This window comes from Euzebya rosea (assembly GCF_003073135.1).
GTDB classification, from domain to species: Bacteria; Actinomycetota; Nitriliruptoria; order Euzebyales; family Euzebyaceae; genus Euzebya; species Euzebya rosea.
In genome coordinates, this window is sequence record NZ_PGDQ01000028.1 from 1 (window position 1) to 14,900 (window position 14,900).

General features: G+C 67.3%; 15 protein-coding genes. 6 read left to right on the forward strand and 9 right to left on the reverse strand.

The features are described 5' to 3' along the window. Positions 1-86 precede the first annotated feature (86 nt). The 3 genes from CUC05_RS23445 to CUC05_RS23455 all read right to left on the reverse strand — a co-directional run bounded on the left by CUC05_RS23445 (position 87) and on the right by CUC05_RS23455 (position 3,334). Positions 87-365, reverse strand: coding sequence for a hypothetical protein (locus CUC05_RS23445; protein ID WP_108668580.1), 279 nt, complete (start codon positions 363-365; stop codon positions 87-89). Further along, complete coding sequence (locus CUC05_RS23450) at positions 362-1,045, reverse strand: GntR family transcriptional regulator (RefSeq protein WP_108668581.1); 684 nt, start codon at positions 1,043-1,045, stop codon at positions 362-364. The genes CUC05_RS23445 and CUC05_RS23450 overlap by 4 nt, the downstream gene beginning before the upstream one ends. Before the next feature lie 975 nt (positions 1,046-2,020). Continuing rightward, positions 2,021-3,334: a deoxyguanosinetriphosphate triphosphohydrolase family protein gene (locus CUC05_RS23455; RefSeq protein ID WP_108668582.1), complete on the reverse strand. Its 1,314-nt coding sequence runs from the start codon at positions 3,332-3,334 to the stop codon at positions 2,021-2,023. A 1,211-nt stretch (positions 3,335-4,545) separates the two neighbouring features. Here CUC05_RS23455 and CUC05_RS23460 point away from each other — a divergent pair. The 3 genes from CUC05_RS23460 (at position 4,546) to CUC05_RS23465 (ending at position 7,009) form a co-directional block, all read left to right on the forward strand. After that, a complete protein-coding gene (locus tag CUC05_RS23460; protein ID WP_108668583.1) occupies positions 4,546-5,793 on the forward strand; it encodes a cupin domain-containing protein in 1,248 nt (415 codons plus the stop codon). A 4-nt stretch (positions 5,794-5,797) separates the two neighbouring features. Beyond that, positions 5,798-5,983, forward strand: a complete 186-nt coding sequence (locus tag CUC05_RS25030; RefSeq protein WP_157965941.1) for a hypothetical protein — start codon at positions 5,798-5,800, stop codon at positions 5,981-5,983. A 333-nt stretch (positions 5,984-6,316) separates the two neighbouring features. Beyond that, entirely contained in the window at positions 6,317-7,009 is a 693-nt protein-coding gene (locus tag CUC05_RS23465; protein ID WP_157965942.1) for an aKG-HExxH-type peptide beta-hydroxylase, read from the forward strand. 334 nt (positions 7,010-7,343) lie between these two features. On the opposite strand, the gene CUC05_RS23470 is transcribed toward CUC05_RS23465, so the two are convergent. From CUC05_RS23470 to CUC05_RS23485, 4 genes are all read right to left on the reverse strand, one after another. Continuing rightward, entirely contained in the window at positions 7,344-9,224 is a 1,881-nt protein-coding gene (locus CUC05_RS23470) for an AAA family ATPase (RefSeq protein WP_108668585.1), read from the reverse strand. A gap of 50 nt (positions 9,225-9,274) precedes the next feature. After that, positions 9,275-10,117, reverse strand: coding sequence for a MobF family relaxase (mobF, locus tag CUC05_RS23475; protein ID WP_108668586.1), 843 nt, complete (start codon positions 10,115-10,117; stop codon positions 9,275-9,277). Between the two features lie 40 nt (positions 10,118-10,157). Then, the gene (locus CUC05_RS23480) at positions 10,158-11,342 is read right to left on the reverse strand and encodes a hypothetical protein (RefSeq protein WP_157965943.1); all 1,185 of its coding nucleotides are present in this window, start codon (positions 11,340-11,342) and stop codon (positions 10,158-10,160) included. Between the two features lie 77 nt (positions 11,343-11,419). After that, on the reverse strand, positions 11,420-11,620 hold the full coding sequence (locus tag CUC05_RS23485; RefSeq protein ID WP_108668588.1) for a hypothetical protein: 201 nt from the start codon (positions 11,618-11,620) through the stop codon (positions 11,420-11,422). A 345-nt stretch (positions 11,621-11,965) separates the two neighbouring features. Here CUC05_RS23485 and CUC05_RS23490 point away from each other — a divergent pair, with 345 nt between their 5' ends. Then, the gene (locus CUC05_RS23490; protein ID WP_108668589.1) at positions 11,966-12,409 is read left to right on the forward strand and encodes a VOC family protein; all 444 of its coding nucleotides are present in this window, start codon (positions 11,966-11,968) and stop codon (positions 12,407-12,409) included. A gap of 20 nt (positions 12,410-12,429) precedes the next feature. Then, the gene (locus tag CUC05_RS23495) at positions 12,430-12,852 is read left to right on the forward strand and encodes a DUF5946 family protein (RefSeq protein WP_108668590.1); all 423 of its coding nucleotides are present in this window, start codon (positions 12,430-12,432) and stop codon (positions 12,850-12,852) included. Between the two features lie 130 nt (positions 12,853-12,982). On the opposite strand, the gene CUC05_RS23500 is transcribed toward CUC05_RS23495, so the two are convergent. Then, positions 12,983-13,450, reverse strand: coding sequence for a hypothetical protein (locus tag CUC05_RS23500; protein ID WP_108668591.1), 468 nt, complete (start codon positions 13,448-13,450; stop codon positions 12,983-12,985). Between the two features lie 173 nt (positions 13,451-13,623). Between CUC05_RS23500 and CUC05_RS23505 the strand changes: the two genes are divergently transcribed. Continuing rightward, positions 13,624-14,091: a hypothetical protein gene (locus CUC05_RS23505; RefSeq protein ID WP_157965944.1), complete on the forward strand. Its 468-nt coding sequence runs from the start codon at positions 13,624-13,626 to the stop codon at positions 14,089-14,091. Here the strand turns inward: CUC05_RS23505 and CUC05_RS23510 are convergent. Next, positions 14,081-14,863: a hypothetical protein gene (locus CUC05_RS23510; protein ID WP_157965945.1), complete on the reverse strand. Its 783-nt coding sequence runs from the start codon at positions 14,861-14,863 to the stop codon at positions 14,081-14,083. The two genes, CUC05_RS23505 and CUC05_RS23510, sit on opposite strands and share 11 nt — an antisense overlap. Positions 14,864-14,900 lie beyond the last annotated feature (37 nt).

Genomic DNA, 14,900 nt, shown 5'->3' on the forward strand with positions numbered 1-14,900 from the left:
GTCACCCTCGAACCCCTCCTCGACCGGCCCGACGACCAACTAGCATCCATCCCCGCAGTGACCAACTGAATCAAGCGCACGGGCTTCTACACCACCCGATGGGACTCCATCTCCGTGATCGCGCCTTGGAGGTCGTGGAGTTTGATGATCGACTCTGCGGAGGCGGTTCCGAAGCGACCTCTGAGCGTGACACCGAGGCTCAAGAGCGAGGTCAGCCCAGCATCTGCCGTCGAGATCACGTCGGAGGGGAGTGCAGCCGCCAGTTCATCCCACCGCCCCCCTGCATAGCAGCCGGAGAAGTAGTGCCGGATGTGACGGCCCGCCGCGTCGGATCGAAGGTAGCGAAGCAGGGTGTCGGTGATCATGACGTGAGTTTGTAGACGAGGTGCTGCCGGTCAGCTGCGATGACGGAGTCCGAGTGCTCAATGAGCTTGCCGTGGAACAGGAGCGTTCGCGAGAGAACAAGAACGGGTGCGCCATCGTTGAGCTGCAGCAAGCGGCGCTCATCGCGTCTGGGCATGCGAGCCGTAACGCCTTCCTCAAGATCTGGGTCGGAGGCATCAACGCCCGCCTTCGGCCACCAAAGCACGGACAACGCCAGCGGTCGCCCGTCGGCGAAGCAAAGCACAGTCTCCGTTTCGAGCGCTCCGGACACGTTGAGGCCAGGATTCGAGGGAGTTTGAGGCCGGTTATCGCTGGCCACGTCCCTAATGCTGGGGGTCTGGCCAGCGCGGCGGACCGAGTGCCTAAACGCCTCTCGCAGTCCTAGATGGGGCCCTGTGGGCGTGACGAGGCGGGGGATGGGGGCTTGCTCGACTGAACGAACAAAGGCGCCACGTCCGTGTTCCACCACAACCGACCCCTCGTTGCGGAGGACTCCTATGGCTTCGCGGGCTGTACCGCGTGAGACGCCATGCGTCTCGATGAGCTCGGCCTCGGAGGGAAGCCGCGCTCCAGGGCTCAACCGGCCTTCAGCAATGTCGTCGCGGAGGACGTCAGCGAGCTGCAGGTACAGCGCCCTGTCGGCATGACGGTCGACCTCCATGCCGGTTAGCGTAGCGACGTCCGGTCGTATGGACGAGTAGTCGCGTTACGGCAGTGGAGCGAGATGTCCGGGGCAGGCCATCGCTGCCCGACGACTTGCCGGCCGAGGCGCCGTTGGACGAACCGGGTGAGGGGAACCCCGACGACGTGGTCGAGGGTCCATCCGATTCGGAGACGCCACCCCAGTCGGACGGTCCGCCGGACGCGGTGCCAGGAGAGGCTGAGCCCAAGGATCCGGCGCCAGCGGGTGAGGGTGGGTCGTCCCTGCCGGAGGAGGCCCCGGACGACGAGGGCACCCCTACGGACGACGTCGTTGGTCCTGACACGGTCGCTGGTGAGGAGGAGGTCGCGCCGCCGCTGAATGGCGAGGACGGATCCGGTCCGGCCGTGGAGGGGGGAGCGGTCGGGGATCCTGCCCCGCTCCCCGCCGATCTGGGTGAGGTTGTCGACGCGATCGCGGACCCTGTTGAGGAGGCGGTCGGGGGCCCAACGGTGGTGATCGCCGACATCGTGGCGATGCCTGATGAGGAGCCAGAGGCCGAGGACGTCGTCCCGGAGGATGTTGAGGCAGTGGTGGACGACGTGGTCGGGCCCGTCATCGACGTGGTCGCGCCGCCAACGGACGGCGGGGCACCGCCAGCACCCCAGCCACCCGTTCCTGCTCCACCGCCTGCGGCCCCGGCGCCGACCGCACCCATCCCCACTGCCCCGACACCGCCACGGCCGAGTCCGGCGCCGCTGCCCGTGACGACGGCGCCCTCAGCCCCGCCAGCCGTGGCCGAGGCGGATCCCTGGCCAATCGAGTCCACGGCGACCCCGATCGACCCGGTTCCCGAGCTCGTCACGGTGCTGGACTCGTTGGATCCTTGTGCGCCAAGTTGCGAACATGTTCGAAATTCACGCGCCAAAGCGCTAGTCGGCGGGCCGAGCACCCGGGCGTGGATACCCTCGTTTATTGCCCTACTGCTCAGGCCCCCTAGGCGAAGTCCAGTACGGAACCCAAGTTCATGCCGGTTACCCGCCCGTGCAACAGCAACGCATCCCGCTCGGTCAGGCGAGATACAGCATCACAGGCTATGCGCGCGGCAGACGCTAGTGTGATCTGCTGTTGTCCCAATAGTTCCTCTGCCTCCTCGCGGGCGCCCATAGGCAGAAGTGAGCGACGTTTGTCGTCCATGACGGCATCACGCAACTCCTTGTACAGAGTCGCCACTACTCGCCTCTGTCCAGCCTGTTGACTGCCAAGCCCTGGTCTGTCGATGACGTACCGCCACGTCAACTCCTTCAACACGTCGAGCTCAAACGTGGTCTCCGGTGGCTCGCTAAGGAGGCCGTCCTCCTCCAACTGAGCCGTCTCTACGTACTTGCCAACAAGAGTGCTCGTGAAGTAGCGGAGCGCGGCGCGAGCCAATCGACTGCCATCATAGGGACGGTCCGACCCGTAGTAGATGAGTGTCGCGTCGAACACGTCGTTGATCTGCTGTTCCGTCGCACCAGGGTGTGGCCGGCCGTTACGGACCCACTTATCTCGGATCCAGGTGACCAAGTCCTGACGCTCCTGACCGTCATCCGGATCACGGAGGCGGTGAAGAGGGACCAACCCCGCCCGTACGAAGTCCTCGATGTCATGGACCGCGTATGTGATGTCGTCGGCCAGATCCATCACTTGTGCCTCGACACTTCGCAGAGCTCCGTCCGGCCCTGGAATATGGTGCGTCGGATCCAGTGAGCGGGCGAACCGAAAGTCGGTTTCCTCGGAGGCATAGGCGCCCCACTTTCTGGAAGCCTTGGGGCTGTCAGGGTCGTGAAGCCACGGGTATTTGAGGACGCCATCGAGCACCAGGCGAGAGAGGTTCAGGCCCGCGTATTTACTGCTGTGCACGCTCAGCTTCGTGAGGATGCGGAAGCTCTGAGCGTTGCCCTCAAAGCCTTCTGCCCCATCCTCTGCTGCAAGGTGGTTCAGTACCTCTTCCCCCACATGTCCGAACGGTGGGTGCCCGAGGTCGTGTGCCAATGCAGCAGCCTCGACGGCCTCTGGGTTCGGACGTGGTAGGCCGTCGGCAGCCCCCGCCTGTAGGCGCTCCGCCAAGCGTCGGGCGACTTGACCGACCTTCAGCGAGTGGGTGAGGCGGTTGTGATAGACCTCGCCTTCATCCGCGGAGACGACCTGAGAAACCCCACCGAGTCTGCGAAACGCTGATGAGTACAGGATGCGGTCGCGGTCCCGTGCCGCTACTAGACGAGAGTCCACGTCTGGCGTGGGCCCATGCCTGCGCTCATGGACCGTCAAGCCGGCGAATTCTCAGCACTGCGGAGGTACAACCGATTCTTGCGGGTAACGCGAAGCGGGCCATGACTCGCCAGATATGAGACGGCAAGAGAGGCTTCGGCGCTGCGGCGACCACCGCGGGTGAGCGTACGGACGGCCTCCACGGGCGATAGGCCATCCGGTGCGCCCTCGAGTGCCTCCCTGAGTTCCTCCAGGGCACCCTCAAATTCGTCAGCCATGCAGCACGCTCCTTCAACTGGTCCCAGCACGTCTACAGGGTGGTTATACCGCCGCGGTGCGACAACGGTCGGGAGTCGACCCGGCCGCATGGCCGCAAGTTCCGCGAGGGGCACTACGACAGTGAAGCCTTGGCCGCGGGGCGTTGCCGATGCCGGAACGCAAGAAGCCGGGCCACGCTCGGGTCCTTCCGGTGGCGGCCTACGGCAGGCCCGGGGTGCCGGGTGCTCGTCGGGCAAAGCGCCCCCACGATGACAGCCGTCCAACCTTGTTGCACGCTGCAGCGGACGCCCCGATGTAAGGGCTGTCCGCACTTGGGTGGTCGGCCCGGCCGAGAGGTCCCCCGGGGGCCGCAGTCGGGAATGCAAGTCTGTGTGCTGTCGTTGTGGATCGAGTCGCTGCTGCTTGAGCTTCGGCTGGACGGGACGAGGCAGGCCAACTGAACCGAGGCAGGTTCACCGAGGACGTCGGTGTGTGTGCCGGCTCCTGTCCGGGAGTCGGTGCCTACAGCGTAGGGATCGTCACCGTACTCCGCGGGTGGGATGTCGCCGATGAGCCCGGATCCGGCCAACGTGCCGCACTGTGGTCAGGCCGGGTCGTGGCTGTCCATACTTGCCCGCGGACCGCGCCGGCTAAGCCCACCCGGCGCACCAGCCGCTGGACGCGGGCAGTGTCTGATTGGAGGATCCCCTCCACGATGCAGCTGCTTCCAAACCTTCGGGGCGCCGTGACGCCGCGGCGGCCTGCCAAGAACGCCGGACATGGCCGCGCATAACCACGCCGGTGTGCTCCCGGAGAGGTCGCGGCGCCGCCCGGCTCGGGCCTCGGATTCCCCCGGCTCGCTTCAAGGACGATGAGCCGGACATGCCGAGCATCACGACGCCGGCGCCACTACGCTGCGACACGGGTCCTCTTTGATGGTCTTGGCTCGTCCTTGATGCCGCAAACATCAGGGGCTATCCCCATTCATCTTGGACCATCCGCCGGACCCCTCCATGAAGGAGACGCAGCAAATGGGACGGAATAGCGCCAGCGTCGATCAAACTGCCTCAGGAGGGGCGAGCCTGGCATGGCTTCTTCACCCGGTCGATACGGGGATCTTTCTGCGTGAGTACTGGGATCAGAGGCCCCTGTTCATTGATAGGGGCAATTCGCGGTACCACGACTCGTTGCCAGGATTGGCAGAAGTGGATGGACTGCTAAGCACCGGCGTGTATAGCGCAGATCGGCTGGATGGTCGTCTGATGCAGACCGGCCCGGACGGCGCTGTTTCGCGGCGCGCCTTTAGTATCACTGCTGAGGGGCGTCTGGATCTTCACGATGTCTACGAGGCCTACGACAGCGGCTACACCGTCATCCTAAACCGAATCGAGTCGCGGTCCGCGGTCCTCGGCGCACTCTGCCGTAGGTTGGAGGAGGACCTTAACCACAGAGTGGGTGCGAACCTCTATTTGACCCCCGCGGGTACCCAAGGTGCTAACCCCCACATAGACAGTCACGACGTCCTCTTGGTTCAGATTCACGGTTCTAAGACATGGAGGGTGTCTGCGGAGAGCATCAAGCGGAATCGAGCGGGCGCCGATCCTGGTCAGCGGATCGAACTCGGCGAACATGACGAGTGGACCCTCGTCGAAGGTGATGCCCTCTACATCCCGCACGGCTTCGTCCATGCGGGAGTCACGCACGATACGTCATCGTTGCACATCACCTTTGGTTTCAACGTATTGACGTGGGCGGACCTGCTAACCGAGACGCTGGACCGGATCGCTTCTTCCAGCGAAGAACTGCAGCGACCGTTGCCGCTAGGTCACCTCGGTAAGCCGATAGATGAGAACACCGTCACCATGTTGCAGAACCAACTCATCAGCGCACTCACAAAGGAGGAGTTGCGTGCAGCGCAGCTCTCCCTCGGTTCAAAGTTGCTGGCTCGACACACGTCCTCAACAGGGCACTTTCCTTCGCTGGACGCCGTCGCCGCGTTGGACTTGGAGACACGGGTTGGCCGGGGGTTTGAAGGTCCCCATCGCTTCAGAGTCGCGGAAGAGCGTCTGACTTGCGAGTTTCCTGGGAACTTCGTGACCGTCCCCGCTTCCCTAGCGCCAGCGCTCCGGTATGCTCTCTCACGACCGACCTTCCGGGTAGGTGAGCTGCCAGGCGGCCTCTCTGAACGGCAAAGGATCGACTTCATCGCCAGGCTGATTCGTGACGGCCTGCTGGCGGTATTCGAGAGCGAAAGGGGTTAGTGATATGAGTATCGAAACCAAGACAGAGGCCGAATTCGACGACGCGATCGCAGCGATCGAATCGCGGGTTGACCGGGCGCAGTCCGATCGTGTTGACTTCCCCCGTGCTGGGCTGGAACCATCGTTCGTACTGCAGCGTTCCAAGAACGTTGAGGATTGGGACGGCGACAACAGCGTTACCAAGGTTTAGGCGGAAGTGCCCAACATGCCCTGGTCATTCCGGCCGGAACATGGCAGGGCCGTGCAACTGAGAAGCGGACTGGAACAGGAGTTGTACTCCAGTTTCATCAACCTCCTGGAGCGAGTTGAACTAGCTTTCCAGTTGCCGAGACATTCGTTGGCGCAGGTGGCTCCACTATCTTGTCGCGATTCTGCCATCCGACCGAGCTTATTTACGAGCCATTGGATAATTGGAACCGCAGTCGAGTGTAATAGAACTGATGATTTGCTCCCAGCACTAAGAGAACTTCGGGGCGAGTCTTGCGTACCACTCGAGTTGGTGGTTTCAACGCGCTCAGACGACATGATTGATGCTGCAGCCCAAGAGTACATCGCGAGCGATGAGGGTCAGCGCAAGGCGCACTACGACAGCACTGGACTCCAACCTCTACCTGTGCATAGAGGCCTGACTGATTCCAACTTGACTGCTCTGCCACGGTTGGAGATCGATAACCTACGGGAACGGACTGCGGAGGCTCTCCACATCCTATCAGGTCTAGACCCTTCCCTGGTAGATGAAGTCCATCAGTACGTTCGACAGATCCGCTTCATCGGCAGTGACCGAATCGGTGGAATGAGCAGCGTCCGATTCTTCGGCGTCGTTTATCTGCGTAGACCCAGTGCGATGCCGGGGACCTTCGAGGAACTCGTGGAGATCGTCAACGGCATCGTTCACGAGACTTCTCATCTACATCTGCACGCTTTGATGGCGGCTGATCCACTCGTCCTCAACGTCAGCGACCGCTTCCCGTCGCCGCTAAGGAGAGATCACCGCCCGATGCTGGGCATCTTCCACGCGACATTTGTGCTGGCGAGGCTGATGCATATTCTTGGCCTTTGGGTGGCGGCAGAACCAAACCGAGAAGACTTGGTTGCGGCTAGGTTGGATGCCGAAACACGGCTGAGGAACGGGTTGACGACCGTCAGCGAGAACGGGGTCCTAACGCCACGGGGCGAGGAGGTCTTAGCAAGCATGGAGCAAGCGCTCCTTGCCTAGTATCTCGCAAGGCGTGGGCGCAGCTAGACAGGGCACGGGACCGCTAGAGTGCGAGCGGAAACGGGGACTGCCGCACGTTGTGGTACCGCGAGAGCGCTCGGCCTAGGCACCCGCCGCCGGTTCGCTTCGGCTATAGATGAGGACGGGAGCGCCTGCCCGTAACCCCCACCGCCAAGGGGATGACGACTGTTGCTGGGTGGGCTTCATCCGGCCGCCCGTAGTCTGTCGATCTCCCCGGATAATCACAGAGAGTTCTCGGCGCGGCCGCCCCCTTCTGGCAGAGACCTCCCCTCCCTGCTTGTGGCTGAGTACCCCGCATGTACGTCGCGCGTTCCTAGCTAGCGAGAAGGAAAGTATGTGCCCGCGAGCGCGAGATTCTGGGATCGGTCTCGCGCCAGTGCCGCCGCGATGTCGATGACCCTGTCCGTTGACCGAGCCCCCGGGTGGTTGGCGTCTGGATCATATGGCTCAGCGTGTGCTGTCCGATGCACGCGAACTGCTCGGTGATGCCGGGAGAGCATGACGTAGACGAACTGGCGGTAGGCCGTGTCGTCGACGAGCACGTGGGAGGTGTCGACGGTCCTGCCCTGGGCCTTTGGACGGTCGTGGCGTAGGCGTGGGCAAGGCCCCCGTTCTCCATGTAGTCGACCGGTAGCACGATGGCCTGGCCGTGGGCGTCGGTGGCGTGCACCTCGTCCGGGGTGATGGCGTCGATGGTGGCGATGGTGCCGTTGAGTACCCCAAGCAGGCGGTTGTTGCGCAGGCACAGGATCTGGTCGCCGACGCGGTACCCGGTGCCGCCGATGATCGTTTCTGGGCCGTACAGCGCTCCGGCCTCGTCCAGTCGTTCACGGGCGTGGGCGTTGAGGCGGTCGACTTGGTCTTGGCGGCCGGCGAGCATGGTTGTGGATAGGCCGACCCTGCGGTCATTCCACCAGCCTTGGACGACTGCGGCGACGGCCTGATCCGACGTGTCGTGGACGGTGTACCGCTCTGGCTGGGTGAAGTGGGCGAGGGCGACCGCGTCGTTGTGGTCGCGGATGGCGTTGACGGCGGCTCGTTCGGCGGGGTCCTGCTGCCGCCGGTTCGTGACGAGCTCCACGGTGTGGGAGTGGCGAGTGAGTGCGCGGAAAAAGCCGCCGGCGTCGATTTCGGGGAGCTGATGGTGGTCGCCGACCAGGATCAGGCGGGCGCCGACGGCGGCGGTGTGATCGATGAGGCGGGCGAGCTTGCGGGTTCCGATCATGGCGGCTTCGTCGATGACGATGACGTCGTTGTGCCGCAGAGGGTTGGTGTCAAGCTCGGCGAGGAGCCCGTCGACCGAGGCTGCGGCCATCCCCGTTTCCTCACCCAACTGCTGGGCCGTTCGTGCGGCCAAGGCGGCTCCCATGACAGTGCACCCTGCGGCTCGCCAGAGCGGGACTGCGGCGGCGAGGGCGGTGGTCTTGCCGGCGCCGGCGCGACCGACCACGACCTGCACACCCTCAGTGCCCGTGGTGATCTGGCGCACCATCCGGGCCTGTTCCTCAGCGAGGAACTGCTGGGCTGTGAGGACGCGATCGACGTGGGTGGGCTCGCAGCTCACCGTGGCCACGGCGGTCGACGCCTGCTCCAGGGCCCGTCGTTCGGTCTCCAGCAGATCGTGGGTCGAGTAGACGGTCTCGGTGCTCCCTGCCTCTCGGTGAGGACGGAGACCGGCCGGGGCGCCCGCCACGGTGAGGTCGGATCGGACCTCCAACTGTCGGGCCCGTCGGCGGGCCCTCCAGGTCAGCACGCCGACGGGGTCGCGGACTCCGTCCAAGGACTCGGCCAGCAGCTCGTTGGCGAGCTCGTCGGGGCGCGTCTCCGTGTTGGTGAGGATGCGCGACACGATGCCCCGCAGGGGCTGGCTCTCGTCGGCCGGGACTCCGGCCGCTGCCGCCAGGCGGGCCAGGGCCCGGTCGACGTCGGAGGAGACCGGGGAGGTGGGGGCGGGTTGGGAGAGCATGACGGCGACCCCCGCTTCGCTGTCGAGCGTTGCGTCGGTGAGACGCTCCAGCGTCTCAAGCGGGGCGCCTCGGGGCAGCCGGTCGCACCAGGCGCGGACGACGTCACGGCGGCGGAAGGTCGAGGTGCGTTCCGTCAATCCGTTGGGACCGCCCAGCGCCAGCATGACTTGGTCGGCGTCGATGTCATCGAGCTCCCGGCGATGGTCTTGGAACAGCAGCCGCCCCACGCGATCAGGACCGAAGTCGATGGCTTCCGCGCGGCTGGTCCAGCGATCGTTCAGCGTCGCGGCGCTGACGCCGTACTCCTTGCGTTGCCGCGTTGCCGCGTGGCCAGGGTGGCGACCTGGGCGGCCTTCGCGGAGGAGTGCCCGGTCGCGTCGAGTGCGGCGAGGATGTCGGCGCGACGGCGGGAGAAGTGCTCAATGACCTCTCGCGGAACGCCCTGTAGGTCGGCGGCGCCGTTGACCACTGGCTGCCATGCCACCCCGAGGGCGGACGTGAGCTCGTGGCGGAGCACCGCTTGGTAGACGAAGCCGGCGGTCTTGGAGTGGGTGTAGAGCAGCCGGCCGTTGAGGGTGCGCCAGCGGTCGTCGTCGGGGGTGTGGGCGAGGTTGGCGACCAGCACGTGGCTGTGCAGCAGCGGGTCGCCGGCGCGGGAGGTGCGGTGGCGGAACACCGCGGCGACGGCGCCGTCGGCCTCGACGTGATCGACCCCGTTGGTGCCGCGGCGGGTGCCGATCGCGTGTCGCTCGAGGAACTCCAACGCGGTGGCGACCGCCCGGTCGTGACACGCCCGCACCTCCTCGGCCACGTCGGGCGTGCTCAGCGCCCACAGCAGCGACACCGACTTGGGGGCTCGGAAGGTCAGGTCGAAGCCTGGGAGCCGCGGCCCCCCGAACCCGCGGAGGAGCTTGTCGCCAGTTCGGGGATGGACGCCGGCCAGGACGGCCTCCAGGTCCGACGCGGTGACCCGACCCGACACGCCGAGCCGCGACGCGGCGTTGCCCGTCCACCAGCCGGGCGCCTCGCCCGCGCCGAGGTAGTAGTCCTCGACCCCGGAGGCGACGACCTCGAGGTAGTACTCCCCGCCGTTGACGGCGAGCTTGCCGATGTTCAGCACCGCGCACCCCTCCCCTGCTCACGAAGGCTCGCGAGCCCGGTCACCGGGTCGCCTCCAGCCCCGCACCCCTCGACCGTTCATCGCGGTCGAGCTCGACCTCGACGGGCCCTGCATCGGCGATCCGGACCGCGTCGGCGAGGCGCGACTTCCAGTCCGATGAGACCTCGACCGCGGGCAGCTCGATCATGGACAGCGACGGGTCGTACGGGACCGGCCCGGCGTCGGGCAGCGCGTCGGCGAGCGCGTCGCGCAGCGACCCGCCTCGGGAGGCCCCGAACGCCTTCGCGGCCCACCCGCCCAGCTCCCCGATCACCGCCGGCGCCGAGCGGCGACCCAGGCCAGCGACCGGCGTGGTCACCTTGCCGACGGCATCGGCCAGGGCGCCGTCGTCCAGCACCGTGACGGCAAACGCGGCCCACGCCTGGTGCGCCAGCCCGTCCGGCTCCACCGACGGCGGCTGGTAGTCGGGCACTCGCGGGGTGGGTTCCTGCTCGCGCTGGCGGCGCTGCTGGGCCTCGACCGCCCATCCGTCGCGCACCGCTTTGACGAGCCAGCCTGCGGGGTTGCGGACCCGTTCCCACGGCAGCGCGTCCAGGGCCGCCTCGATGAGGTCCTCACCGTGGTCGTCGATCAGCGCCTCCGCCGCCGACTGGTCCAGACCGTACCGGATCAGCTGCGAGACCAGCACGCCCGACGGCGGCTCGTGCGCGTGTTGTTGTTCTTCTTTAGCAACAGCAGGTCTTGTGTTTTGTCCCACGTCACGGTGTCCCGTGACATGGGACACGGGGCCTGATTCGGCCGTGTCCCAGGACATGGGACGCGGGTCCTCCGCCTCCGCGTCCCCATTCGTGGGACACGGGTCAGTCTCGACCCTCGGGGTCGTGGTGAACCGCTCGATGCAGGCCGACGGGTCCAGCACGTACCAGGACGCCGCGTAGCGTCCCGAGTCGGTCTGCCGCTGCTCCTCGTGCAGCACGAACCCGAAGACCCGCAGCCGGCCCAGGTGCTTGGCGACGGCGTTCTTGGACAGGCCGAGGTTGTCGGCGATCCGGCGGACGTTGGTGTGGGCGACCAGCCGTCCGCGGTCGTCCAGTCGGGCGTCCAGGGCGATGTCCTCGAGCACCGCCCACGCGGTCACCCCGACGGCCCGCTTCACCTCACGGGAGGACGGGAAGACCTTGGCGTACGGCTCGGCCCGACCGATGATCCGACCGTCGGACAGCACCCGGCCGATCTCTTGGCCGAACGCGACGACGTCCCTCGCGACACGCGCACCCGTTGGGACCCCTCCACCGGGCCCGCTCAGGACGGGAACCTCGCGGCCCCGCACGACGCCTCGTCGGCGGCGAGCGCCAGGTTCGCGGCCAGCGCCAACGCCTCGGACGGCAGCAGCGACACGACACCGTCGCGACGGGTGTCGAGGACCACCTCGCCGCGCTCTCCGACGACCACCGACGGCACCTCACGGGCACCCCCGAGGGCAGCGCCGACGAACCCCTCCATGCCCCTCATGAGACACCCCCGAAAGAGGGCCATTCGCTCCCAGCTCGCTCCCAGAAAACCTGGCAGCGACCGTCAGAGGGGGTCAGCGGCCGACACGCCGAAACCGCGAAACCGCAGGTCAGGTGGCATTTGGTGGCACCACGGGCAGGGCGCGTCAGGGGCCGAAAAGGCCTCCAACGCCTTCCCAAGCTGAATACGGGGGTTCGATTCCCCTCACCCGCTCCATCCATCCATCCATGCAGCTGGCCCCTCGGTGGAGGCCGTCGACCCACGTGACTGCGAGGCGGTGGCAGCGGTTCCCCTGGCCACGAGGTGCCCCGGGCCCGGTCAGGGCAGGATGAGCGCATGACCGCCCAACGCCCCTCCATCCCCCGCTTCCACCTCGCCGTCCCCGTGGACGACCTCGACGCCGCCCGGACGTTCTACGCCGACCTGCTGGGGCTGGAGCAGGGTCGCAGCGACGACCGCTGGATCGACTGGAACATGTTCGGCCACCAGTTCGTCACCCACCTCGTCGACGCTGACGACGACCCACGGGGAGAGCGGGCCCACAACCCGGTGGACGGTCACGACGTCCCGGTCCCACACTTCGGTGTCCTGCTGGACCCGGACACGTTCACGGCGCTGGCCGAGCGCCTGCGCGCCGCCGAGGTCCGCTGGGTCATCGAGCCGTACCTGCGCTTCGAGGGCCTGCCCGGTGAGCAGTGGACGATGTTCCTGCTGGACCCCGCCGGCAACGCCCTGGAGTTCAAGGCCTTCGCCGACGACGCGCAGGTCTTCGCCATCTGACGTCGCGTGCACCGTCGACGATGCCGCCGACCTGCCCGCACTGCGGGGGGCCCGAGTGCGAGACGCGGTTCCACGCCTGCCTGGAACAGGACTACAGCGACCCTGGCTACGGGGCGGTCCACCACTTGGTCGTCGGCGCCTACATGCTGCAGCACGACGCCTACGCCGACGACGTGCGCGCGGCGATGGCCGAGTTCGTGCTCGCCCACCTCGACCGACCACCGACCGCATACACCATGCGCCGCATCCGCGCCCACACCGATGGGCCCGCCCGGGTCCGTCGACGTCCCGACGACCCCCCTCCTGCACGGGCGCCCGCCGATGAGGCGCACGGTCCGCGGGTGACGGTCGCCGACGTCGACACGACGTCCGCCGCGGCCTACCGCCGTACCGTCCGGCGCTGGGCCGAGGCGGTCGCCCGCGACGTTGCGCAGGACCGCTGACTCACCTCGCGCGCCAGGTTCGCGGCCAGCGCCAACGCCTCGGACGGCAGCAGCGCGACGACGCCCTCGCGGCGGGTGTCGAGGACCACCTCGCCACGCGGTTCGCCCGGGCGCCCCGTCGGCGGGCGTCCTACTCCGGTATCCGGTCGATGACGGTCACGGTACGGGCGAACCAGACGGCGCCTTCGGCTCCGGGGGCGCAGTGTGAGTGGTCCACCTGGTAGTGGCCCCCGCCCATCTTCAGGATGTCGCCTTCACGGGCGACGACCTCGCCATCGGGCCCCAGCAGCTCGAGCCCGGACTCCGCGCTCCGGGCGGAGAACCCGTGCGGCCACACGACGCTCCGCCCCCTTGCCGGGTCGCCGCCCGAGATCCACACACAACCTTGTCCATCGAAGGTCAGGACCCCGTACACGAGTGCCTCCTCACCGCAGAACTCGTCTTCCTCACACGTCGGGATCGCCAGCACCGAGCCGGAGGCCGCCTCAGGGGAGGACGTTCCCGCGGCGCCCTGTGTCGCAGGGGCCGAACCTCCGCCGGTGCAGCCCGGGAGCGCAACCGAGAGCGCGACGAGCAACAGCAGGAGGCGGAGGGGCATGCCGCGTTGGACGTCCTGCGATGGTCCCGGGTTGCGTCGATGGGACGCTCCTCGCCGAAGCAGGATCCGGGGTTGCCGGGCCCCCTGCGATCCACACAGACCTCCCCACAGGGCAAGTCGGGGGCCGTCCACGATCCAGCTGATGGGTCTGGTGTTTGGACCGCCCGGGAGTGGTGTCCGCGTGCAGTCATTGGGACGTCACGGCGGGCCGGATCGGCTCCTTCGTCGGGTACCCGGTCCTGCTCACCCCGACCGACCACCTCAACGCCGAGACGGAGCAGGCACTGCTCGACCCGGCACCCAGCCGGGTCCTCGTCCCGGGAGGAACGGCGTCGGTGGACGACGCGACCTTCGCCACGATCGAGGCGGTCCTTCCCGAGGCGGAGGTACGCCGTGTCGCCGGCCCCACCCGGATCGAAACCGGCGCCGAGCTGACGCGACTCGCGCTGGACGAGCTCTACCCCGAATCGGAGGAGTCCCCGCAGTACGCCGTCGTCGTCGGCCTCCTCCCGTGCGGTCGTGGCAGCCGTGGCCGGCGAGGGCTGCGGGGCGTAGCGGCTCGTGGACCCGGCGACCGGTCGTGGATGACCGGTCGCCGTACTGGGGCGCTACCCGACGCTCGTCAGCGCGTCAGAAGCTGAAGTCGATGCTGACGGTGTCCCCTTCGCTGATGGTCTCGCCGCCCGACTCGACCAGCGAACCGTCGACGAAGATGTCGTAGCCGAAGCTCGATGCCACCAGGTTGCAGGCGGAGAACAGCGTCACCTCGAGGGTGTAGACCCCGTCGCTGCCGATCGTGCCGACCGACTCCTCCGCAGGGAAGAAGTTGACGCAGTCCCCCGTCGTGTCGTTGTCCGCGCCGATCACGTCGCCGTTCGGCGTGATCAGGCGAGCATCGAAGTCGGACCCGTCATCCCAGAAGACCTGGGCTCGCACGTCGTAGTCCTCCTGTCCCGCCTCCACCTGCGGGGGTGCTGCCGGAGCCGGCGGGGGTGGCGGTGCCGGGGCCGGAGCAGGCGCTGGTGGGGGAGGTGGTGCGGGCGCGGGTGCCGGTGCCGGTGCTGGCGCTGGCGCAGGAGCCGCTGGGGGCGTGGTGGCCGCAGGCGGCTGCGTGGGGGCCGCGGCGGGCGTCGACGCCGACGCCGGCTGGGTGGGCGTCTCGAGCGCGACGTCTCCGTCGCCGTCATCGCCCTGGGACGTGAACAGCACGAAGCCGCCGACCGCCAGCGCGATGACCAACGCGGCGATACCGAAGTACAAGGGCTTGCGGTCGGGAGGGGGTGGTGGCCCGTAGCCCCCGCCCGGTGGGCCGTACCCCTGCCCCGGTGGGCCGTAGCCCCCGCCGGGCGGGCCGTAACCCCCGCCGGGCGGGCCGTAGCCCTGACCACCCTGTGGCGGATGAGGTGCGGACATGGGTTCCTCCTTGCGCATGGCGCGGTCAGGCGTCGAG

Excerpts from the sequence above, each read along its gene's own strand:
- CUC05_RS23485 (WP_108668588.1), bottom strand. The coding sequence starts at position 11,620 with ATGGAGGGGTTCGTCGGCGCTGCCCTCGGGGGTGCCCGTGAGGTGCCG.
- CUC05_RS23465 (WP_157965942.1), top strand. The coding sequence starts at position 6,317 with ATGATTGATGCTGCAGCCCAAGAGTACATCGCGAGCGATGAGGGTCAG.
- CUC05_RS23510 (WP_157965945.1), bottom strand. The coding sequence starts at position 14,863 with ATGTCCGCACCTCATCCGCCACAGGGTGGTCAGGGCTACGGCCCGCCC.
- CUC05_RS23460 (WP_108668583.1), top strand. The coding sequence starts at position 4,546 with ATGAAGGAGACGCAGCAAATGGGACGGAATAGCGCCAGCGTCGATCAA.
- CUC05_RS23445 (WP_108668580.1), bottom strand. The coding sequence starts at position 365 with ATGATCACCGACACCCTGCTTCGCTACCTTCGATCCGACGCGGCGGGC.
- CUC05_RS23495 (WP_108668590.1), top strand. The coding sequence starts at position 12,430 with ATGCCGCCGACCTGCCCGCACTGCGGGGGGCCCGAGTGCGAGACGCGG.
- CUC05_RS23500 (WP_108668591.1), bottom strand. The coding sequence starts at position 13,450 with ATGCCCCTCCGCCTCCTGCTGTTGCTCGTCGCGCTCTCGGTTGCGCTC.
- CUC05_RS23490 (WP_108668589.1), top strand. The coding sequence starts at position 11,966 with ATGACCGCCCAACGCCCCTCCATCCCCCGCTTCCACCTCGCCGTCCCC.
- CUC05_RS23450 (WP_108668581.1), bottom strand. The coding sequence starts at position 1,045 with ATGGAGGTCGACCGTCATGCCGACAGGGCGCTGTACCTGCAGCTCGCT.
- CUC05_RS25030 (WP_157965941.1), top strand. The coding sequence starts at position 5,798 with ATGAGTATCGAAACCAAGACAGAGGCCGAATTCGACGACGCGATCGCA.